Annotated in this window: 18 protein-coding genes; 6 read left to right on the top strand and 12 right to left on the bottom strand. The window is 52.1% G+C overall.

From position 1 onward, the window contains the following. Positions 1-17: 17 nt before the first annotated feature. From NSQ73_RS08100 to NSQ73_RS08090, 3 genes are all read right to left on the bottom strand, one after another. A complete protein-coding gene (locus NSQ73_RS08100) occupies positions 18-1,337 on the bottom strand; it encodes an ABC transporter substrate-binding protein (RefSeq protein ID WP_340986065.1) in 1,320 nt (439 codons plus the stop codon). A 673-nt stretch (positions 1,338-2,010) separates the two neighbouring features. Continuing rightward, the gene (locus NSQ73_RS08095) at positions 2,011-3,123 is read right to left on the bottom strand and encodes a response regulator (protein WP_340986064.1); all 1,113 of its coding nucleotides are present in this window, start codon (positions 3,121-3,123) and stop codon (positions 2,011-2,013) included. Beyond that, positions 3,101-4,933, bottom strand: a complete 1,833-nt coding sequence (locus tag NSQ73_RS08090) for a sensor histidine kinase (RefSeq protein WP_340986063.1) — start codon at positions 4,931-4,933, stop codon at positions 3,101-3,103. Before NSQ73_RS08090 ends, NSQ73_RS08095 begins: the two co-directional genes overlap by 23 nt. A 192-nt stretch (positions 4,934-5,125) precedes the next feature. Between NSQ73_RS08090 and NSQ73_RS08085 the strand changes: the two genes are divergently transcribed. Then, positions 5,126-6,112, top strand: a complete 987-nt coding sequence (locus NSQ73_RS08085; protein WP_171717220.1) for a LacI family DNA-binding transcriptional regulator — start codon at positions 5,126-5,128, stop codon at positions 6,110-6,112. Between the two features lie 105 nt (positions 6,113-6,217). Beyond that, on the top strand, positions 6,218-8,512 hold the full coding sequence (locus tag NSQ73_RS08080; RefSeq protein ID WP_340986061.1) for an alpha-galactosidase: 2,295 nt from the start codon (positions 6,218-6,220) through the stop codon (positions 8,510-8,512). A 477-nt stretch (positions 8,513-8,989) separates the two neighbouring features. Here the strand turns inward: NSQ73_RS08080 and NSQ73_RS08075 are convergent, their stop codons facing one another. After that, a complete protein-coding gene (locus tag NSQ73_RS08075) occupies positions 8,990-10,120 on the bottom strand; it encodes an IS4 family transposase (RefSeq protein WP_340986060.1) in 1,131 nt (376 codons plus the stop codon). Between the two features lie 361 nt (positions 10,121-10,481). On the opposite strand from NSQ73_RS08075, the gene NSQ73_RS08070 reads away from it, so the two are divergent. Both NSQ73_RS08070 and NSQ73_RS08065 read left to right on the top strand, forming a co-directional pair. After that, positions 10,482-11,045, top strand: a complete 564-nt coding sequence (locus NSQ73_RS08070) for a TetR/AcrR family transcriptional regulator (RefSeq protein WP_340986059.1) — start codon at positions 10,482-10,484, stop codon at positions 11,043-11,045. 35 nt (positions 11,046-11,080) lie between these two features. Further along, positions 11,081-13,519, top strand: coding sequence for an MMPL family transporter (locus NSQ73_RS08065; RefSeq protein WP_340986057.1), 2,439 nt, complete (start codon positions 11,081-11,083; stop codon positions 13,517-13,519). A 242-nt stretch (positions 13,520-13,761) separates the two neighbouring features. Here NSQ73_RS08065 and NSQ73_RS08060 read toward each other — a convergent pair whose 3' ends face one another. From NSQ73_RS08060 to NSQ73_RS08050, 3 genes are all read right to left on the bottom strand, one after another. Beyond that, positions 13,762-13,905, bottom strand: a complete 144-nt coding sequence (locus tag NSQ73_RS08060) for a hypothetical protein (protein WP_340986056.1) — start codon at positions 13,903-13,905, stop codon at positions 13,762-13,764. A gap of 373 nt (positions 13,906-14,278) precedes the next feature. After that, a complete protein-coding gene (gene cls, locus NSQ73_RS08055) occupies positions 14,279-15,733 on the bottom strand; it encodes a cardiolipin synthase (RefSeq protein ID WP_340986055.1) in 1,455 nt (484 codons plus the stop codon). Beyond that, positions 15,715-16,314, bottom strand: coding sequence for a TetR family transcriptional regulator (locus NSQ73_RS08050; protein ID WP_340986054.1), 600 nt, complete (start codon positions 16,312-16,314; stop codon positions 15,715-15,717). Before NSQ73_RS08050 ends, cls begins: the two co-directional genes overlap by 19 nt. Before the next feature lie 151 nt (positions 16,315-16,465). On the opposite strand from NSQ73_RS08050, the gene NSQ73_RS08045 reads away from it, so the two are divergent. After that, positions 16,466-16,591 (top strand): hypothetical protein, encoded by a 126-nt coding sequence (locus NSQ73_RS08045; RefSeq protein WP_340986053.1) that lies wholly within the window; start codon positions 16,466-16,468, stop codon positions 16,589-16,591. Positions 16,592-16,595: 4 nt separating this feature from the next. Here the strand turns inward: NSQ73_RS08045 and NSQ73_RS08040 are convergent, their stop codons facing one another. From NSQ73_RS08040 to NSQ73_RS08020, 5 genes are all read right to left on the bottom strand, one after another. Further along, positions 16,596-16,970, bottom strand: a complete 375-nt coding sequence (locus NSQ73_RS08040; protein ID WP_340986051.1) for a hypothetical protein — start codon at positions 16,968-16,970, stop codon at positions 16,596-16,598. A gap of 73 nt (positions 16,971-17,043) precedes the next feature. Beyond that, positions 17,044-17,970, bottom strand: a complete 927-nt coding sequence (locus NSQ73_RS08035; RefSeq protein WP_340986050.1) for a phosphotransferase family protein — start codon at positions 17,968-17,970, stop codon at positions 17,044-17,046. Positions 17,971-18,009: 39 nt separating this feature from the next. Continuing rightward, a complete protein-coding gene (locus NSQ73_RS08030) occupies positions 18,010-18,717 on the bottom strand; it encodes a CD3324 family protein (protein ID WP_340986049.1) in 708 nt (235 codons plus the stop codon). A gap of 23 nt (positions 18,718-18,740) precedes the next feature. Continuing rightward, entirely contained in the window at positions 18,741-19,445 is a 705-nt protein-coding gene (locus NSQ73_RS08025) for a hypothetical protein (RefSeq protein WP_340986048.1), read from the bottom strand. Between the two features lie 193 nt (positions 19,446-19,638). After that, positions 19,639-20,010, bottom strand: a complete 372-nt coding sequence (locus NSQ73_RS08020) for a winged helix-turn-helix transcriptional regulator (protein WP_042138929.1) — start codon at positions 20,008-20,010, stop codon at positions 19,639-19,641. A gap of 201 nt (positions 20,011-20,211) precedes the next feature. Here NSQ73_RS08020 and NSQ73_RS08015 point away from each other — a divergent pair, with 201 nt between their 5' ends. Then, positions 20,212-20,793, top strand: a complete 582-nt coding sequence (locus NSQ73_RS08015) for an NAD(P)H oxidoreductase (protein ID WP_340986047.1) — start codon at positions 20,212-20,214, stop codon at positions 20,791-20,793. Positions 20,794-20,925 lie beyond the last annotated feature (132 nt).

Below are 20,925 nucleotides of genomic sequence, written 5' to 3'. Positions count from 1 at the left end.
AGTCCGGCTGCTACCCTCTATTTATTTTCCTTATCCAGCGTACGGTTCAAATTCTCTACGAACTGATCTGTAGTGAATCCGTCTACCAGCATGTTCTGTGCGTTGTCATTAATCGCATTCTGAATTTGTGTATTGCTCAGCAGCTTCGCGTATTCCTTGGCATTAGGCAGCAGTTCATTGGCAACCCGTTGCATCATGACAGGCACGTCTGAAGCGATTGGCTTGTCGGTTTTTGGTGAAATAATCGGGCTGCCCAGCTGTGTGTATTTATATTCGGCTGATTTCGCTGCCAGGAATGCTGCTACCTTGACAGCCGTTTCTTTGTTGGCACTAGCCGGAGATACGGCATAGCCCTGCGGTGAGCCTGCACCATCAATATAATATTTGGACGCTTCATAGGTCGCTTCGTCCTTGGCCGGCCAGTACATCCAGTCCACCTGGTCGCCCAGCTTCTCCGCTGCGCTGTAGATTTCCCATTGGCCGTTCACGAACATCGCGGACTTGGCTTGATAGAACTGCGAGGAAGCCTGATCATAGTTCGTGTTCGTGGCGTTGGCGTCGAAGAGCTTGGCCTGCTGAAGCTGTTCAAGCTGCTCCGCTGCGGTGACGAACGGCTGCGACAGCTCTGTCATTCCCTGTTCACCCAGTGCACCGAAGCCCTGAGACTCTTCACGGGTCACGAGTCCGTTATAGAAGGCGGCGCTGATCCACTTTTCCTTGGCGAAAATCGACATGGGCACATACCCTGCTGCGTTCAATTTCGCGGCGGCAGCTGCCAGCTCATCAATCGTCTTGATCGGTGTGGCGATACCAACCTCATCGAAGATGGTTTTGTTATAATAGATCAGCTGGAACTCGATGCCGGTATCGGGATAGGCATAAACATGGCCGTCCGGTGCGACAAGGCGCGATTCTACACCCGGATTAAGATTTTTCTTGTACTCCGCAGTAGTCTCATAGTCATCCAGAAGCTCTACATTTTTCGATTTGGCAAAGGTCTGCAGGGTGGCCCAGTCTGTGAAGTAAATATCCGGCATGTTCCCTGTAGCAGCGTAAGTTTTAAGCTTCTGATAGCCATCCTGCACCGCAGGATCAAGCTCAATCTCAACCTCAGGCATTTCCTTCTTCAGCTCTTCCACCGCATAGTCGAAAGGGCCTTTGGTATCATCGTCAAAATGCTGGGCGTATACCTTAATTTTGACTGTACCTCCCTCTGCGGCTGTGTCCGCAGCAGGCGTGTTGTCCGAAGCTGTATTTCCGCCGCCGCAGGCAGACAGCAGTAAAGCCATGGAAAGCGTTATCATTAGTGTGCTTAAACGTTTGTGCTGGACTTTCATAATGTGAATCCCCCTCATGCGAGTATGTTGTCCTAAGACTCTGATCTGCTTGCTACTTTCACATTATAGCTTCCCGGCAACGCTTATCTTAAGGCATAAAACGGGCCTTACCCGTAAAAAACGGGACAAAAGCAGCAGAGGCTTGGCCCTCTTCTATAAGGACGGCGCTGTTTCTGCGAGCGGGTGCTTGGTCTGCGGGACTGGCGGGACTGGCGGGACTGGCGGGACTGGCGGGAACCTTGGCAGGACTTTGGCGGAGCCCTGGTGAAATTTTGTATAAGCTGGCTGCCAATGGAGCGGACTCAGATTCCGTTAATGGGCCAATCACACCCCATTTCGGGCTCATATGAACAAGATAACGGAATCTCAGTCCGCTTCACTCGGCTTACGACCTATCCCGAACGGCATGCGCATCTTATCCACATTAGAGTAAGATCACAACTCCCCTTCATGCGGAAACGGCTACACCATCCTCCAAGGGGCGGTATCCATTCAGCGTGAAACATATGAATACTGACACGCCAATTACAAAATAACCCCACAACAAATTAATTCTTATATTTGAGAAAAAGCGGTCCCCTGCCGGGAACCGCCTCTGCCGTCCAGCCGGGGCATCCGGCTTAAACGGATATGAAATTTCGGCTGCCATGGTTTCACAGCTTCCGGTGCACGATTACTTTTTGACCAGCTGCTCGTATTCCGTGGGTGTCACGCCGAAGCGCTTTTTGAAGCTTTTGCTGAAATAATTCGGATCTGCGTATCCGACACTCTCCGAAATATCCGCCAGCTTGCGGTTGCCTTCCAGCAGCAGTATCCGGGCTTTTTTCATCCGGATATGGGTAATATGGTCAACAATCGAATAGCCGGATTCCTTGCGGAAGACACGGCGCAGATAGCTGGAATCCACGTATACACCGCGCGCCACCTGTTCGGCTGACAGATTCTCATCCGCGTAATGCAGTTCAATATAGCTGATCGCTGCGGCAAACAGACTCGACGCCTTGGTCGGCTTCACATCCTCCGTCAGTTGAATCACTCGGCGGTACAGGCCAATCAGCCATACCTCGGCCTTATCCCAGGAGCCGCATTCCTTCAGCCTGTCATAAGGTGCCTTCTCCTCATCGTTGTTCCATACCCGGTGAAAAGGAAACCCCCGTTCACCCGCGAAGGTTAACACCAGGGACAGAAGCCCCATCATCATCGCATCGGGATATTCGTCTCCCCACTTGCTGCCGCGGAGCTGGCGGATGGCCTTGCGCACCTCCTCCAGGATATCCGCGTCTTTCATCCGCAGTCCCAGCACAATGGTATCACGGATGGAGCTGAGATCTGCCGCCTCTTGTCCCGTCTGGCCTGCCGCCATTCCGCCTCTTTCAGCCGCCTGCTGCTCAGCCTCCCGCTCACGGGACAGCCCGGGCAGCTTCGTCCGGACACGGGTCAGCATCTCCAGCATTTCCACTTCGTTGAACGGCTTCAGCAGATAATCCTGCACGCCCGTACGCACCGCCTTCTGCAAATATTCAAATTCGTTATGTCCTGAAACAAATACAATGACAATCCGCTCGAAGCGGTCCTTCAGCTTGCCCGCCAGCTCAATGCCGTCCATAAACGGCATATTAATATCGACCAGCGCCAGATGGGGCTGATGCTTCTCCGCTTCAAGCAGCGCTTCCTGGCCGTCCCTGGCTTCACAGCATACGCGGAACCCGTGCCGCTGCCAGTCCATCTTAAGCCGCAGATAATCGCGGAACAGCGGCTCATCATCAACAATCATCACCTTGTACATCCTGCTCATCCCTCTTTTCATTTGCAAGCATTGGCAGTGACAGCTCTACTACAGTACCTTCACCGGCAGTGCTTCGGACCGTTAAGCCATATTCCTCGCCGAAATACAGGCTTAGCCGCTGGCGGACACTATACGTGCCGATCGACCGGGCCTCGTCCTCCTGCGAACTTCCGGACATGATGGCTGCGGTTCGTTCCCCGTCCATGCCTACCCCGTTATCCGTTACTTGAACAATGACCTTGCCTGCTATAATGCCGGCCTGGATGCGGATGAAGCCCTTGCTCCCTTTTTTCTTCAAGCCATGATATATCGCATTCTCCACAAGCGGCTGCAGCGACAGCTTCGGAATTGGTGTACCGGACAGCTCAGGCGGAATATCGATCTCGTAGCGGAACACATCAGGGTAACGGATCTGCATAATCGCCAGATAATCATCCGTAATCCGCGCCTCCTTTTCCAGAATGATAAGCTCCCTGCCCTTGTTAAGCACCATCCGGTAGAAATCTGCCAGCGCCTTGGTCGTATCCCGTGCTTCCTCATTGCGGTCAAGCTCGTTCAGGACATAAATGGTATCCAGTGTGTTATACAGAAAATGCGGTTTGATCTGCGCGCTGATCAGGGCGAGCTCATACTCCCGCTTGCGGTTCTGTTCCTCAGTCACCTCGTCCAGAAGCTCTCCTACCCGGCCGACCATGAAATTGAACGCCTCGGCAATCGTACCGATCTCATCCTCCGTTCTCGCTGCCGCAACAGGCCGGAGATCACCGCTCACCACCTGGCGCATCGCCCGTGTCAGCCTCTCCAGGGGACTTGCCACCATCCGTGACAGAATGTTGGCCCCGAACAGGGAGAAGACCAGGCACAAGGCTCCGACCAGCGTTGTCAGTCTGACATTCTGCCGTACATCAGCTGTCAGCAGCTTCAGCGAGACGACATTGATCAGCTCCCAGTCCATCCGGCCGTAATGGCTGACCGTGACCAGATTGCCGTTGTCCTTGTACGAGAAGCTTGCCGCGTCCGGCAGACGGCCGTCCTCCCCGATTTCGGCTGCTATCCCCGGCTCCACCGGCTGCAGCAGACTGCTCTTGTCCGCCGCTGCCACAACCCGCTTTTGTCCATCTATGAAATAATAGGCCTTCGGTGCAGCCGGATCGCTGGACTGCAGGAATGCCGACAGCTGTTCCTCTTTTATCATCAGAAACAGGGTGCCCAAGGGCTCGCCGCTGTCAATATTGATGACCATCTTCCCCAGGGTGAGCACTGCTGCAGCCGGATCAGGCGTCAGATAGCTCCGCTTGTCCATATCGAACCAATGCGAGATACCGTAGCTGTCCGCTCCCTTAACCCGCTCCAGCATGCCGCTTGACGCGATGCCTCCCTCATCCCCTCCGGAAGTATAAGAAGGATATACCGTCCCGTCCGTGCCGACGAATACGGCTGCATCCACCTCCCGGAAGATTGACAGGTCTGTGGATAGACGGCTCTGCATCAGATTGGCAAAACGCACCCTCTCCAGCGGCAGGGCCTGATCGCCCGGATAAGACTCGTAGAGGCGGTTGATGTTGGTAACCATAATATTGGCCGCAGTCTCTGCGCTGCGGAGGATATAGTCCGTCCGGGAGAGAATCAGCTGGGATTCATCGGCCACATTGCGTGTAGTCCGGTCAATCAGGGAGCGGCTGAATAAATGGCTGGACAGTACGCCCAGAATAAGCAGAGACAGGATAAGCAGCGGCAGAAATATGGCAATTACCTTGCTTTTGAAGCGCAGCCGGCCAAACCATTTCCTGATGAATGCGGTATATTTCAAGCTTGTTCTCCTCCGCCCTCGAATGAATATTCAACATGGTAACATAATCACCACAGGTTTAGAAGCTGTAAGATTCAGCTAAATATCCGGGTTGTAAGCGCCTCTAAAAAGCCACTTGAAAGAAAAGGACGCAGGTGGTAGGATAAAAGCGAAGTTTTAGTAAATATATTAACTAAAAAGGCGTGAAGCAGCTTGGCAACGATTAAAGACATCGCCCGTGAGGCCGGCGTATCCGCCGCCACCGTATCGAGAGTGCTAAATAATGACCTGTCCCTGGCTGTCAGTGACGATACGCGGAGCCGGGTATTCGCGGTTGCAGAGCAGCTTGGCTACAAGCCCTCCCGGTTAAGGCAGCTGAAGCGGGAGACAGAGCTGAGCAGCAAGGCCATTACGCTTCTGCTCTGGTGCTCCGCGGAAGAAGAACGGGAAGATCCGTATTACGGCTCAATCCGCCGCGGGGTTGAGCTGCGCTGCGAGGAGCTCGGAATTGTGCTCGGCCAGACGCTGCGCGGACGTAACCCGCTGCCCCCGCTCCGGGCCGATGATGGACTTATCGTCGTAGGCGGCTTCGACCCCAAGGAATTCGAGAGGCTGCATGCCGACAAAAGCACGACCGTGCTGGTTGACCAGTACGAGGAACGCCTGGAGTACGACTCCGTACGTACGCATTTCCGTCAGGCTGTCGGTCAGGCGCTTACTCATCTGCTGGACCTTGGCCACCGGGATATTGCCTTCATCGGCGGCGGCGGTGAAGGCGAGCGCCGGGCGCATCACTTCAGCCGTATGATGCAGAGCCGGGGCTGTTACGATCCGGGACTGGTCCGCAAGGGCAGCTGGAGCAGTGCTGACGGTTACCGGATGATGGACGAGCTGCTGGCCGGTGGCAAGCGGCCGACAGCCTGCTTCGCAGCCAGTGATCCGCTGGCGGTCGGCGCCCTCCGCGCCCTGCACGACCACGGCGTGCAGGTGCCTGCAGAGATGGCCATTGTCGGCTTCGATGATATCGAGATGGCCGCCTACGTCCAGCCTCCACTGACAACAGTGCGCGCCTATCCCGAGCAGATGGGCAAAGCGGCTGTCCAGCTGCTCGCCGAGCGGTTCGAAGGACGCGAAGTGCCGTCGCATACGATTATCGGCACGAAGCTGATCGTCAGGGAGACCAGCGGTGGAAGCGCCTGACTAAATTGGCAGGCTGAATCTATGTAAACAGAAACTATATATTGCAGCTGCAATAACGGACCGGATCACCGGACCGCATTACATCCGACAAGGAGAGTTATGAATATGAACATTATCGCAGATGAAACGTTAGGCCTGTTCCACCTTCAGTCCAAAGATACCAGCTATATTATCCAATTGGTGGACGGCTATCCTGCCCATGTATACTGGGGTGCACGGCTCCGCCATGACAACAGCCTGACCGGGGCGCTTGAGCTGCGCGAGCGCGCATCCTTCTCCCCAACCCCGCTGCTGCAGAAGCCTACCCTCTCTCTGGATGCTCTGCCCCAGGAGTATCCGCAGTATGGAACAAGCGATTTCCGCCGGCCTGCCTATCAGGTTCAGCTGGCTGACGGCACGCGAATCTCTGAACTCCAATATGCCGGCTACACAATCACAGCGGGCAAGCCGGCCCTTGAAGGGCTGCCTTCGGTCTATGTAGAGGATGAAGCGGAAGCCCAGACACTGGAGCTTACACTGAAGGATGATTACGCGGGTCTGACCGTTAAGCTTATGTATACCGTCTTCGCGGGCCATAGTGCAGTTACCCGTTCTGTCCGCTTTGAGCATAACGGGGAGGCACCACTGCGGCTGGAACAGGCGCTTAGCGCATCCGTTGATTTCGCAGATTCCTCCTACGATACCCTGCACCTGAGCGGTGCATGGGCGAGAGAACGCCATGTTCAGCGCCGTCCGCTTACCCCGGGCGCAGCCTTGTCCCTGGAAAGCCGCCGCGGCTCAAGCAGCCACCAGACCAACCCGTTTCTTGCCCTGCTCCGACCCGGTGCAGATGAAGACCAGGGGGATGTATTCGGCTTCAATCTGGTCTACAGCGGCAGCTTCGCCGCAACTGCAGAGGTTGAACAGTTCGGACAGACCCGGGTAAGCATCGGGATTAACCCGTTCGACTTCTCCTGGCTGCTGGAACCGGGCCAATCGTTCCAGACCCCGGAGGCTGTGCTCGTCTATTCCAGCGAAGGACTCGGCGGTATGTCACGCACCTATCACCGGCTGTACCGGACCCGGCTGTGCCGCGGCGTTCACCGCGACCAGGCCCGTCCAATTCTCGTAAATAACTGGGAAGCGACCTATTTCGATTTCGACGCCGACAAAATCGCTGCGATCGCCAAGGAAGCAGGCCCGCTCGGGATTGAACTGTTCGTCCTTGACGACGGCTGGTTCGGCAAGCGCGACAAAGACAACAGCTCGCTGGGCGACTGGTTCGAAGACCGCCGCAAGCTGCCGGAAGGTCTGGCCGATCTCGCTGGCAGAGTCAACAAGGAAGGTCTGCAGTTTGGTCTCTGGGTTGAGCCGGAGATGGTATCCCCGGACAGCGATTTATACCGTAAGCATCCGGACTGGTGCCTGCACGCCGAAGGACGGCGCCGCACTGAAGCCCGCAACCAGCTCATTCTGGATCTCTCCCGCCCGGAAGTATGCGATTATCTGTACGAGACACTCAGCGCTGTCTTCTCCAGCGCACCCATAACCTATGTCAAATGGGATATGAACCGTAACATGACGGAGATTGCCTCTGCCAACGCCAGCCCTGAGCGGCAAAAAGAAACCGCCCACCGCTATATGCTCGGCCTGTATAACCTGCTGGAGCGCCTGACCTCGCGTTTCCCTGATATCCTGTTCGAGAGCTGCTCCGGCGGCGGCGGCCGGTTCGATCCGGGAATGCTGTTCTACATGCCGCAGACCTGGACCAGTGACGACACCGATGCGATTGAACGCCTGGCAATTCAATATGGTACTAGTATTGTCTATCCGGCCAGTAGCATGGGGGCTCACGTGTCGGCGGTACCGAACCATCAGGTTGACCGCATCACCTCCCTTGCCACCCGCGGGGATGTAGCGATGAGCGGCAACTTCGGCTACGAGATGGATCTTACCAAGTTCACGGAAGCCGAGAAGGATCTGGCTGCCCGGCAGATTGCCCAGTACAAGGAGATCCGCACGCTGGTGCAGCAAGGCGATATGTACCGTCTGCAGAGTCCGTTTGAAGGTAACGGCGACACAGCCTGGATGTTCGTCAGCGAAGATAAGACGGAAGCCTTTGTTGCCTACTTCCGGGTTCTGGCTAAGCCCAATGCACCGATCTCGCGTCTTACGCTCAAGGGGCTCGATCCTGAGCTGGATTATGTGATTGAGACTGGCGCAGCCAATGTTACCGCAAAAGGCCACGGCGGCGGGGAAGCCACTGTATCTGCTGATGGGCAGAGCTCCACTCCATTCCAGACGGCCTTTGACGGCACCCCTCTCGGCGGCGACCGCCTGATGCGTATCGGTCTGGTCGTTTCCGATCTGCGCGGCGATTACGCGAGTTGCACCTATCGCCTGAGAGCAGTACAGCGTTAATCCTTAACTATTGAGAAGGCTTCAGTCTCCCCGGGGACTGGAGCCTTTTGGTGTTATATGGATCGGCGAGGCTATATAGATAAAGAATGGCTATTACTTTAGTGAAAAGTTGGCTTCAGCTGAGTTTGCGATTGCGGTTGTGGTTGCTGCTTGCTGCTTGCTGCTGAGACTGTTGTTACTGCTGCGTTTGATGTTGCGGTTGTTGCTATTGCTGCTTGCTGTTGATGCTGCTGTTGATGTTGCTGCTGTTACGGTAAATTCCCGGTTTAAGCGGCTGCTTTTAAAAATCCTGCACCAAATACAACATTTCCCTCGATATCTCGGCCATAATCTGAAATTGTTGTACAAATTACAATATTTCTGATCTTCCAGGCGGCTAAGCCGGATAATTCCTGCATTTAGTACAACAATCTGCCTGAACAGCCGGATATATACGGATCAATGTTGTAATATGTACAGGCGTGTTGATTCCCCATATTATGGAATGAATATAATTCCCAAAATGCTCTTGTTCCTGAGTAGACTCAGTTGAACCTGCCACTCCAGCGGAAGACTAAATATACGCCAATGCTGCATAAATTCCCAAAGGGTCAGTTGAGCAAAGGCAGGCACGTTGGAGTGGATTTCATCATAAACGCGTCTCAGAAGCACATAGACAGCAAGGGCCACAAACAATTGGCTGTATACTGCATTTTCGGTGGTTCCAAATAGACATGGCACGTTCAGATGCTGTTTAATCCAGCGGAAAAAGACTTCAATTTCCCAGCGTGCCTTGTAGATTTCGGCGATTACATGAGCGGACTCTTTTCTCAAATCGGTCACGACCCGTACGACTTCCCCCCGGTCATTTTCAAATTCTACGACCCGGTGGCGCTGAGCGGATTGGCACTTCCCTTGACCGATATAACAAGTCATATCACGAACAATTTTCGTTTCTCCCTCTGCGGGTCGCTGGAGGTTTCTCGGCTTCACCAAATGGAGATTGTCTTTGAGTCGAATCACAAACGACTGGCCCTGGAGCACATATTGATCCAATCTGCTAATTTTTCCATACGCCCGATCCTGTACCAAAATGTAGTCCGTATCTGCCAAAACTTCTCCAAACGGAGCGTCATTGCGCTTCGCAATCGATTCCTCCACGTTCACGGGTAAACGCTGACCTTGCGAAAGAGCGACATGCAGCTTAATGCCCCCTCTAAATTTTTTGTACGAGGCCCAAGGCATTCGGGAATTCGCCGCCGTGACCGTCGTCGAGTCAATCAGCAGAAGATCTTTAGGAAGATTCAGATGCCGCCGGGTTTGTCGGTTACATTTCTTGACGAGCAGTTGAAAGATACGTTTGAAGATTTCGTAAGGGACTTCACCGGCCTTGCCGGAAAGGGTGGAGTAATGAATCTCAGGCAAGTCAAAGTTTGGGCCTAAGCGGGCACTTTGCCGGAAGCCGTCCCATTTGTGGTAGCAGGCTTGGACAAAGTAATCGAGTAGCAACCCGACGGTCATTTTGGTTCCACTATCTACGTAGTCCTTGGTTTGTCCAGTCACCATTTGGACTTCTTCCGGTGTTAATACTTGTTTGAAAACGGCTAAAAATGGGGTATATTTATTCATGAGGTCGCCTCATTTCGGTTTGGTTTGGTCGTACTTACCATTACCCGAAATGGCGGCCTTTTTCGTCCCTTTTTTTGGGAAATCAACACGCCTATAATATGTACAACATTTCTCATTCTCCACGCCAGCAAGGTTCCTCCGGCAACCAACCACCAGCTACGGAAACTGAATTATTCAGTTAAATTTTAAATATTCACGATTCAGACACTAATTGCACATTGTGCAATCTTGCTCTTTGAGCAATAATATAGACTGTAGATTACAATTCAGCATTCATCCTATACATAAGAAAGGAGGAAGCATACAACTTGAATCCCAAACTGACACTGCGGGACCAAAAAAAGAAGCCACCGCCTACGCTTTGGCCGTAGCTGCCTTCGAGCTTGCGCTGGAGCAAGGCATGGACGGCTTCATCGTCGATGACATTGTCCAGAAGGCCGGTTATTCGCGGCGGACCTTTGCCAACTATTTCTCATGCAAGGAGGAAGCGGTGGCGGCGTATTTCATCAGCAGCGCTGCAAATGAAGATAAGAATATGCTGCTTGCTGTTCTGCCTCAGGATGCTACACCGCTGGAAGCTTTGTATAACCTGCTCAAGCTGCAGTTCACATCAGAGTTTCTGCATAAATTGCGGCAGTTCGTATCGCTCGCGAATCAGTATCCGTCGCTGGAGCCATATATCCTCAGCGTATTCCGCCGCCTTCAGATTGCCGCCCAGGAAGTACTCGAACAGTTCTCCCATGGACGCTATGACGATGGATATACCCACCTTCTCGCCGGTGCCGTCTACGGGGCATTTATCCCTATACTGGACGGACGCCTCAACGTCATGCTGCCGGGCGAAACACAGGATGAACCCTCCAGTGCCATGCCGTTTGATCAATATTTGAATTCCATGTTTGCTTACTTACGCAACGGCTTCTAATAATAAATTCAGAGATAAAGAGGAGAAACCAATACATGTCAACATTTCTGTACCGCTTAGGGAAGTCGGCTTATTCCAAGCCCTGGTATTTCATCGCAGCGTGGATCATCGTGCTCGGTGTGATTGGGGCCCTGCTTGGTGTTAATGGCATCCAGTCCAGCTCCGAAATGAAAATTGAAGGCACCGAATCACAAAAAGTGCTGGATAAGCTGACCCAGGAGCTTCCTGCTGCTGCCGGCGGCCAGGCGAGTGTCGCCTTCACCGCACCAGACGGAGAACGTCTGGATACGCCGGAGCGTGTAGCACTGCTCCAAAAAGCTATCAATGACGTCTACAATATGGAATACGTCATCAATCCTATGGAACTGGCAGCACAGGCTGCCGCTGCTGCTCAAGCCGCTGGCGCCGATCCTTCCGCTGCCGCTGGCCAGGCCGCCGCTGCTGATCCTTCCGCTGCTGCCGGTCAAGCCGCCGCTGCCGATCCTTCTGCCGCTGCTGGCCAAGCCGCCGCCGCCGATCCTTCCGCTGCTGCCGCGGGCCAAGTTGCCGCCGCCGATCCTTCCGCTGCTGCAGCACAGTCAGCTCCTTACGGTCCGCTGATGGCTGACGGCGCTCCGGTTCCCGGCGTTATGCTGTCTGCCGACGGCAATATTGCCCTGTTCCAGTTCCAGTTCACGGTTCAGCAGACATCCCTTCCATCGGATGTACCTGATAATATCATCGATACCGTGACTGAAGTCGAGCAGGCAGGCTCCGGCATCACTGCGATTCCGAGTGATTCCCTGAAGAGCATCCCGGCCATCGGCTCAACCGAAGCAGTCGGTGTTGTCGTCGCTGCGGTCGTACTGTTCATGACGCTAGGCTCGGTCGTTGCTGCCGGTCTGCCGCTGATCACTGCACTCCTCGGCGTCGGAATCAGTGTCGGAGGTGCGTTTGCACTCGGCAGTCTGATCCAAATGAATGACATTACACCGGTTCTCGCCGTGATGATCGGTCTGGCTGTAGGTATCGACTACTCCTTGTTCATTGTTAACCGCCAGCGCCGTCTGATTCTCGATGAGAAGCTAAGTGCCGGCGAATCCGCCAGCCGGGCACTGGGCACCGCCGGCAGCGCCGTATTCTTCGCCGGTCTGACTGTTATCATCGCCCTGTGCGGCATGCTCGTTATCGGCATCGGCTTCCTGTCGACCATGGCACTTGTAGCTGCAGCCAGCGTTCTGATCAACGTCCTGCTGGCGCTGACCCTGCTGCCTGCCTTGCTCGGACTGGTCGGTGAGAAGATCGTCACCGCCAAAGCCCGGACGAAGAACACCGCTGCCGCTAAAAAAGCGCAGCACGGCTTCTCGCACCGCTGGGCAAATGCCACGGTGAAATATCGCTGGGTAATCATTATTCTTGTTGTACTCGTTCTTGGAACAGCAGCGATTCCGGTAACCAAAATGGAGCTGGGCATTCCTTCGGGCGCCTCGGCGAACCTGGATACTCCGGCCCGCCAGAGCTATGATGTGATCTCCAAGGGATTCGGCGAGGGCTTCAACGGTCCGCTGCTGCTGGTAGCGGAGCCGAAGAACCCGTCCGACAAAATTTCGATGGAGCTGCTGGGCAAGCTGACTCAAGAGCTGCAAATGCATGATAATGTTACACAGGTGTCTCCGATGGGCGTGAATGCCACCGGCGATATTGCCATCATCAGCCTGATCCCGAAAACGGGTCCGACAGATACAGCCACAAGAGATCTCGTGCAGGAACTGCGCGATCCGTCTTCCAGCCTAACCTCAGGGAATAATATTAATCTTGGCGTGACCGGCTTCACCGCCATCAATATTGATATGTCCTCCAAGCTGTCTGATGCCTTCCCTGTCTACATCGGCATCATTGTTATTCTCTCGCTGATCATCCTGCTGCTGGTCTTCCGGTCGATTATCGTACCAATCAAGGCAACCATCGGTTTTGTTCTCAGTATCCTTGCCACCTTCGGTGTGACCACCGCTGTCTATCAGTGGGGATGGCTGCATTCCCTGTTCGGCTTCGATACAGGAGGACCGCTGCTCAGCTTCATGCCGATTCTGGTCACCGGCATTCTGTACGGTCTGGCTATGGATTATCAGGTGTTCCTGGTCAGCTCCATGCGTGAAGCTTATGTCCACGGCCGCCGCGGCAATGACAGCGTCGTTCACGGCTATGATCTCGCCAGCCGCGTTGTGCTTGCTGCAGGCGTAATCATGGTTTCCGTCTTCTTCGGCTTCATCTTCGCCCCTGATGCGATGATTAAGCAGATTGGCTTCGCACTCGCCTTCGGCATCCTGATTGATGCCTTCATCATCCGCATGACACTCGTTCCGGCCGTCATGGCTGTCTTCGGCGACAAAGCCTGGTGGCTGCCGAAATGGCTGGACCGCCTGCTGCCGAATCTCGATGTGGAAGGCGATAAGCTAATCGCCAAGCTGAATGCCGAGAGCGGACAGAAGCACTAGAATAACCCCACAAAACGGAGCCTTAGCTTCGATAATTACTCAGTTAATTTGCGGGGACCCCAGCATATATTAATTCATCTAAAATAATGGACGGCATCTCCGCCGTCCGCCCCCAAACAAAAGAGGGCCTGCAGACATTGTCCGCAGGCCCTCTTTTCTATACAACAGCTCTTCTTAAGCTACACTGAAAACCACATGCTTCCCAGCTATCAGCGCCTTATCGTAAAAACCCAGATGAAGACCTACAATTCACCCTTTAATTCCTGTCTCAGCGTTTCCGTTCCGTAACCCGGCTCCAGCGTACCCATCAGCGCTGCTCCATCCATCGCCATCATGCTCTCCAAGGTATCCTCATCTATCATTACATATTGACCAAGCATCCCCATCTGCTTCTCCTCCTAAGTTTCCTGCACGGTATATCACTAATATCACTATTATCACTAGTACAACATCTGAACTAAAAGAAGTGAGTTCAGTAAACAATGCAGCAAATGATGGATTCAGTTCCAAGTGGAAATTCGGTAATAGCTGTATACTGTACAATTAAAAACAGCGAAAAGGCAGGCTTGAGTCTTATAACTGTAGTCTGTACAACTAAATTTGCCGGAAGGGGTGAGAATCAGGCCGCAATCGCAGTTTAATTGTACGAAATACAATAAAAATGAGAATCGGTTGAAAAACATAACTTTTAGTTGTACAAAGTGCAATTAAGCATACTGCGTATACTGTAACCGGGTCACTGCAAACCTCAGTCTTCTTCTATAGAATAGGCGACAGCAGCCGCGATATCCCTTCCTTCAGCTTAATCATAAGCGAACGCCCCTTGTACCGCTCGGGCGTAAGCTCAGAGCTTAACAGGCTGTCCTGCAGAAACAGGTCCTCAAGCTGTGCGGCGACCTGCCGGTCATATACAATAGCATTGACTTCGAAGTTCAAGCGGAAGCTGCGGGAGTCGATATTCATCGTCCCTACGGAGGCGACCTCCCCGTCTGCCACAATGGTCTTGGCGTGCAGGAAGCCGTTCTCATAGAGCAGGATTTTGGCTCCATAATTGAGTAAATCTCCGGCATACGCCCAGGTAGCCCAATACACGAACGGGTGGTCAGGTTTGTTCGGGATCATGATGCGCAGATCTACCCCTGAGAGCAGGGCGATTTTGCAGGCATCCATGAAGCTGGTGTCCGGAATGAAGTAGGGCGTCTGGATATATACACTTTTTCTGGCCGATAAAATAAGCTTGATGTACATATTCTTCAGATGCTCAGTCTCCGAATTGGGACCGCTGGTGATGATCTGAACCGGGCTTGTCCCCGTATGTCCCCCTGTGTAAAAGGAGAATTCCTCGTAATCCCCGCGCTTATGCTTCCCGGCCTGATGCCAGTCCAGAATAAATCTGCCTTGAATATGATTAACAGCATTCCCTGTGATCCTGAGGTGGGTGTCCCGCCAATAGCCGAATTTCTTATCCAGCCCGAGGTATTCATCTCCGACATTGAACCCGCCGATATAGGCGGTCATGCCATCAATTATGCACAGCTTGCGGTGATTCCGGTTGTTGATCCGGAAGTTCAGCGGTCTGAGCAGAGACGGGAAGAACACCTCCACCTCTCCTCCTGCTGCACGTAATTCTTTGAAGAACCCGGGGGCAATCCGTTTGGAGCCGACTTCATCATAGAGCAGCCGCACCTTCACGCCTTCCTCTGCTTTGCGGGTTAATGCATCCCTCAGCTTCCTCCCCAGGGCATCCGGCTGAATGATGTAATACTGAATATTGATTTCTGTCCGGGCAGAACGGATATCCTCGAATAATGCGTCAAATTTCTGATGCCCGTCACTGTAGATAACGATGTCATTATCACTGGATAAAAGACCATGCGACGATCTGATATTCATCGTGATGAGCTCTGTATATTTCTGCAGCCAGGGAGATATCTCCTGGACTTCATCCTGCAGCGAAGCCAGCTGCCGGTCTGTCTCGGCCTGGACAAATTCCTGCTCTTCAATAAACAAATGATAGAAATTCTTCTTCTTCAGATTCCGCCCGAAAAAGATATACAGAACGAACCCCAAGATAGGAATGAAGAACAGAACCATCAGCCAGGCCCAGGTATACCCCGCCTCTCTCCGCTCAATGAACAGGAACCCCAGCGCCAGCAGGATATTTATGAATGTGATGCTTGAAATAATAAGCGTCGTTATACTTGCGAATTCCATGCCCTGTCCCCCTCTCGTGCGGAAGCCTCAAGTCCTCCCGTGACTAATAATGCCACCTTACGGGCGACTTCCTCTTTGTCCATGCGGATCTCCCCGGCCACCCATTGAACAGCTCCTTCATGGATAGCCTGGGCAGCAAAAGAAGCCATTATTTTCCGCTCATCTTCCGTATAGAGCCTGTCCAGACCGTCCAGCAAATAAGCCTTGAGCGCAATTAGCATCTTATCTCTGAGCTGCGGTACGACGAATGCTACATAGCTGCTGCGGCAGCTCATCTCCGGCTGGTCATAGAAATCGCACACGGCCAGAACAAGCTTCCCGATGCTGTCCGGATCAACCTTCACTTGCCCTGCAGTGTATTGTCTGATGGCTGCCGACGCGGAGTCCCCCATCATGTAGTCCAGTAATTCGTATTTATCATTAAAATGTGCATAGAAGGTAGCCCGGTTCACTTTAGCCCGTTGGGTGATATCGGCAATCGTGATTTTCTCGAAATCCTTCACGGACACCAGCTCGATAAAAGCACCCGCCAACGACTCCTTCGTATGCGTCACCCGTACATTCATTACTTTATTCGCCATAGCATCCTCCCGCCCGACAATAGGTACGTCTTGTTGCTATAGCAACATCTGCACCTGTTTTGTTGATTGTTGCGCTGCCTGATCAGCGGTATATTCTGATTAAAGCAACACGCGTTAATTTAATATATCACAACGAGGGAGAGTTTAAACCATGAGAACTATTGTTATCGTCGGTGCAGGACCCGGATTAGGTCTGTCGTTAGCCAAAAAATTCGGAGAGAACGGATTCAGGATTGCCGTAACAGAAAAAGCGGTAAGACATCCCTTGACGGGGTAATGTCTTATCGCTTTTTTCTAATAATTATATTCAGACTAATAAGTACAATCATAGCTATATTTGCTATCAGCACGCCAGTATAAGCATCCGATAAACGGGTCCGGTGTACCCATAGCTTAACAATTTCACCCGACACCCCCATTTTCATCAAATAGGGTTCCAATCCCTTTGTTGTAAGCTTATCACCGTAGACCAGCGGTATATCAATAATATCGTTGGTTCCTATTTCGGGAGTGAATTCAGCCCATAATTGTTTGGCCCATCTGTCATATTTATAGCTGAATACTTCGTCTGATTCACGGTATTCCCACCTGTAATTCCCCGCAACAACTAATATCCCCAGTGTAAGGATGCTGATTAGCAGAATTTTAAATTTCAATAGGCAGCCTGCTTTCAGGACAATAAGTCTATCCGTTGAATAGGCTTATGTCCGTTATTATTCACTCACCCGCTCACTCCGGCAGCTGAAGCAGCTCATCACGCAGCTGACGATAAGCATCATCCCAGCCCATTTTGGCATAGAAGCGGAGCGCATCCAGCCCTTTGAAGTACCGTGCACCGGTCAGCCGTTCATGAAAGTCCGGGAGGATGATCCCCTCCCTGCTCTGGTAATCCTGATAAGCCTGAACCACATCAAGCTCTCCCAAGGTCCCATTCAGCGTAGCGAGATCGACCAGAAAATCCCCATAGGCAAAATTGCCGTCAATGATTCCGGTGATCTGCCGGCCATCCGACAGGATGTTCCAGGGCTGAAAATCCCCGTGGATAAAATAGCGGTGCGGCTCGTTGTATTTGGCATACGCCAGCAGGCGGTGGTAGCATTCTTCGAATACGTCTTTTTCCAGACATGTTGACTGAAATAAGCCGTGCCAGCCTTCCCAGAAGGTTCCGCTCTGATCCCCGGCGAAGAATGAAGTAATATATTCCCTCCATGACGGGTAAGCGCCGGCTCCGCTGGGCTGTATCCATCCGTAGCCGCTTGTATCTCCCAGCTCAGTGTAATTCATCCGGGTCAGTATTCCTGTAAGCTCAGGGAGCAGGATCTGCTTCTCATGATCAGAACAATCGGTCAGATTGCCGCCACGAATCCGTTCAGAGATGGAATAGCTCATTGTCCCCGATTTACCCTGCCCCAGACATTTGGCAAACGGGATGCCCTGGCTGGTCAGCAGATTCGCAACATAACCTTCTGTATCGTAGGCTCCGTCCATGTCACTCAACTTAATGATGCATCCCCGGCCTTCATATTCAAAGGAGAATACGCTGCTCAGGTTCCCCCCTTCTACGGGCATTACCCCGGCCGGACTTGAACCAAAATGCTGCTTCAATATATCTTCTACCCCGGCAATTTCTAATCTTGCTTTCTCGTATGCAGTCATTGCGGCATCCGTCCTCACATATCTTTTGTGAATTCAACCTCAACCTTCGACATCATTAACGTAATGGAGCACAGTTCCGTAGTATTTCATGAACCGCCGATAATCGTCACTGCCATTCATCCCGATGACCGCCGGATAAGCATTAACCTTGCGCTGCTTAAGTGCAGCCAGCATTTCTTGTTGGACAGGGCAATGAAATTTGCCTTCTGTATACTGAATCACCAGCGGAGGACAAGCGACTGTATCCTCATCTTGTACATGAGCCGGGTCATTATTGCTGCCCGTAAGCTCATCACGCCCTATAAGCCGCAGCGGAAATTTAACGACTCCGAAGTACAGCTTCTCTTGCTTCCCGGATTCTTCCTGCCCGGTTAAGGCCTTGCGGGTGAGCAGCAAATAACACTGAATCCATTCTTCGATCATTCCGGCATCCATGTACCGTACAGCCGACTCCACAGTCGGAGCATACGTTAAGTGCCGGTCGTTTTTCTTCGAGTAGATGATCTTCTTGACCGTATCCAGGGATAAATAATACTCGTCGGCAATTTCCGCAATCGTCACTCCATGCGCATACTTGTTGCGAATCATCAGATTACGCTTTTGCAACCGCTCTCTGTATCCGGTCGACTCGCCCCAGGTCTTCTTCTCATCCCCTGCCGGGAAATACAGCAGCCTTCCTGCCGCATATTTCTGGACTTCTTTTAATAGCTCCTCCGGGATCACATCGCCGGCATGCTCATATTTCATACCTTCATTCACCTTCTGCAGGGCTAAAGGGCATAGATGCGTTCCTTCAGCTCACTTATGGATTTGACTATGGACTTGCAGGAGCACTCATCATCGATAGAGGCATGCCAGCGCAAGGTATCGATTCCTCTGTAATACGCCATGCATAAGAACCGTTCCTTGAAATCAGGGATGATGATATTCCTTCTCTTGCAGTATTCAGTGAACAGCTCCGGGATGTTGAAGTAAGGCTCATTCAGATCCATATTAGCGATATCTACCAGACAATCGAAAATCCCGCACTTGCTCCAATCCGGGAAACCAAGCACTGCCCGGCCGTCTGTGATCATATTTTTGAAGTACGCATTATTATAAACCAGGTAGCGCTGGCCTTCGCAATAATGGATTCGGTCCTCCATTTCCTTATAGTACTTCTCGAAAAAGTCACGGTCCAGCACGGTAGTCTCGAACATCTCACGCCAATTGAACCAGTACCCCTCTCTCTTCTCCGAGAATGTCTCGGTCAGGAACTCCCGGCAGGTGGCAAATTCCGTCTCGCCCTCCTCATCCAGCCAGCCGTAGCCTGCTATGCCCGAAATATCAGATGAAGAAATCTCCAGCAATTGGTCAAAAAATAACTCATGGCATTCCGTGAACTCCGCCGCACTCAGCTGCTCGGCCACAAACCCCTTCGGAGTCATATTCACCTTGTCAGACAGCAGCGATTTAAGAAAATTATCTTTCCCCATGTTCATCTCACCTTTTCCCATACACTAGAATATACCAGCTGCGCATCTGATAATAGAATCATACACCCTGAAATTCCAGGGAGATAGGCAATGAATTCCTTAAGGTAACTTTGCATAGGCTGCCATACCGGTCACGAGCTAATAGAAAAACCGCCATCCCTTATCAGGTCTGACGGTCCTCCCCTCACACAGCTTAAAACTCTTCCAAGACCTTGGATTTATCACCATAAACCTTGTCCAGGTGATCCTCTCCCCAGTAACATAAAAGATCCAGCGCGGGCTTTAATCCCCAGCCGTAGGCCGTTAATTCATACTCCACTCTAGGCGGAATTTCTTTAAATATTTTCCGGGCAATAATCTCATCCTTTTCCAGGCCTCTTAGCTGGGTGGTCAGCATTTTTTGTGTAATGCCGGGGATTAGCCGCCGCAGCTCAGACGTCCGTTTGCAGCCTGTCATCAAATGATAGATGATTAGAGGCTTCCATTTCCCGCCCATGACTTCTAATGCCGCTTCTACGCCGACTTTATATTTCTTTGGCGTGCTATTATCACTCTGTTCTGTCATTGCTTATTCCTCCGTTAAAAGGCTGTGTATATGCCGGGAATATACTATTTATGCAGGGCACTTCAATGTTCCTATGGTACCTTTCTCATCCTATAGAACATGAAAGTACGTACTTCCAGACTCTTTTATTCCTGTTTATAATAGCATCAGCCACTGATCATGGCTACAAATTGGCGGTTCAGAAAGGTAGTGAAGATACAGATGAACGTATTAATCGTTGTTTCGCATCCAAGACAAGATTCCCTGACCTTTGCGGCTGCCCGCCGTTTTGCACAAGGTCTTACGGAGGCCGGACATAGCTATGAGATATTGGATTTGCACGGGATTGGCTTTGAGCCTCTTTTGCAAGGAGTAGATGAGCCTGACATGTCCCTTGAAGAGCAATCCTTCTCACCTGAGGTGGAACGGGAAATGAAGCGGTTGAAGGAGCATGATGCCCTGGCCTTTATTTTCCCCGTCTGGTGGTGGCATTTGCCGGCCATGCTGAAAGGTTATATTGACCGGGTATGGAACAACGGGTTTGCATACGGCAAGAACCAGCTCCATCATCAGCAGGTGTTGTGGCTGGGACTGGCGGGCGTTTCGCAGGAACAGATGCGCAAGCGCAACTATGATGAAACAATTGCCCACCTGCTCAATGTAGGAATCGCTGATTATTGCGGCATTTCCAAATCGAAAGTTGAGTTTCTATATGAGACAACATTAGTTTCTAATCCCCGGCATTATGAGCAGCTGCTTAACCAAGCCTATCAATTAGGCTTGAATTATGCGGAGGAACAATGACCCGGTTGGCGAACAGGGTGAGCCCATCGATATTCATTTTCGCAACCGAAACTTGGCGTACTCATTATGACTCCGACTCCACAGCTGGCTAGGTGGACTGAAAATCCGCTATTGGAGCAAATCAGGCGGATT

Source organism: Paenibacillus sp. FSL R10-2736 (assembly GCF_038000245.1).
GTDB lineage: Bacteria > Bacillota > Bacilli > Paenibacillales > Paenibacillaceae > Paenibacillus_AQ > Paenibacillus_AQ phytohabitans.
Note: the sequence above shows the minus strand (reverse complement) of the source record. Positions and strands in the feature narration are given on the sequence as shown.

What these genes read in the sequence shown, in the direction of transcription:
- NSQ73_RS08030 (WP_340986049.1), bottom strand. Translation starts at nt 18,717, where the DNA reads ATGAAATATGAGCATGCCGGCGATGTGATCCCGGAGGAGCTATTAAAA.
- NSQ73_RS08025 (WP_340986048.1), bottom strand. Translation starts at nt 19,445, where the DNA reads ATGGGGAAAGATAATTTTCTTAAATCGCTGCTGTCTGACAAGGTGAAT.
- NSQ73_RS08075 (WP_340986060.1), bottom strand. Translation starts at nt 10,120, where the DNA reads ATGAATAAATATACCCCATTTTTAGCCGTTTTCAAACAAGTATTAACA.
- NSQ73_RS08065 (WP_340986057.1), top strand. Translation starts at nt 11,081, where the DNA reads ATGTCAACATTTCTGTACCGCTTAGGGAAGTCGGCTTATTCCAAGCCC.
- NSQ73_RS08035 (WP_340986050.1), bottom strand. Translation starts at nt 17,970, where the DNA reads ATGACTGCATACGAGAAAGCAAGATTAGAAATTGCCGGGGTAGAAGAT.
- NSQ73_RS08045 (WP_340986053.1), top strand. Translation starts at nt 16,466, where the DNA reads ATGAGAACTATTGTTATCGTCGGTGCAGGACCCGGATTAGGTCTGTCG.
- NSQ73_RS08095 (WP_340986064.1), bottom strand. Translation starts at nt 3,123, where the DNA reads ATGTACAAGGTGATGATTGTTGATGATGAGCCGCTGTTCCGCGATTAT.
- NSQ73_RS08080 (WP_340986061.1), top strand. Translation starts at nt 6,218, where the DNA reads ATGAACATTATCGCAGATGAAACGTTAGGCCTGTTCCACCTTCAGTCC.
- NSQ73_RS08060 (WP_340986056.1), bottom strand. Translation starts at nt 13,905, where the DNA reads ATGGGGATGCTTGGTCAATATGTAATGATAGATGAGGATACCTTGGAG.
- NSQ73_RS08015 (WP_340986047.1), top strand. Translation starts at nt 20,212, where the DNA reads ATGAACGTATTAATCGTTGTTTCGCATCCAAGACAAGATTCCCTGACC.
- NSQ73_RS08020 (WP_042138929.1), bottom strand. Translation starts at nt 20,010, where the DNA reads ATGACAGAACAGAGTGATAATAGCACGCCAAAGAAATATAAAGTCGGC.
- NSQ73_RS08100 (WP_340986065.1), bottom strand. Translation starts at nt 1,337, where the DNA reads ATGAAAGTCCAGCACAAACGTTTAAGCACACTAATGATAACGCTTTCC.
- cls (WP_340986055.1), bottom strand. Translation starts at nt 15,733, where the DNA reads ATGGAATTCGCAAGTATAACGACGCTTATTATTTCAAGCATCACATTC.
- NSQ73_RS08050 (WP_340986054.1), bottom strand. Translation starts at nt 16,314, where the DNA reads ATGGCGAATAAAGTAATGAATGTACGGGTGACGCATACGAAGGAGTCG.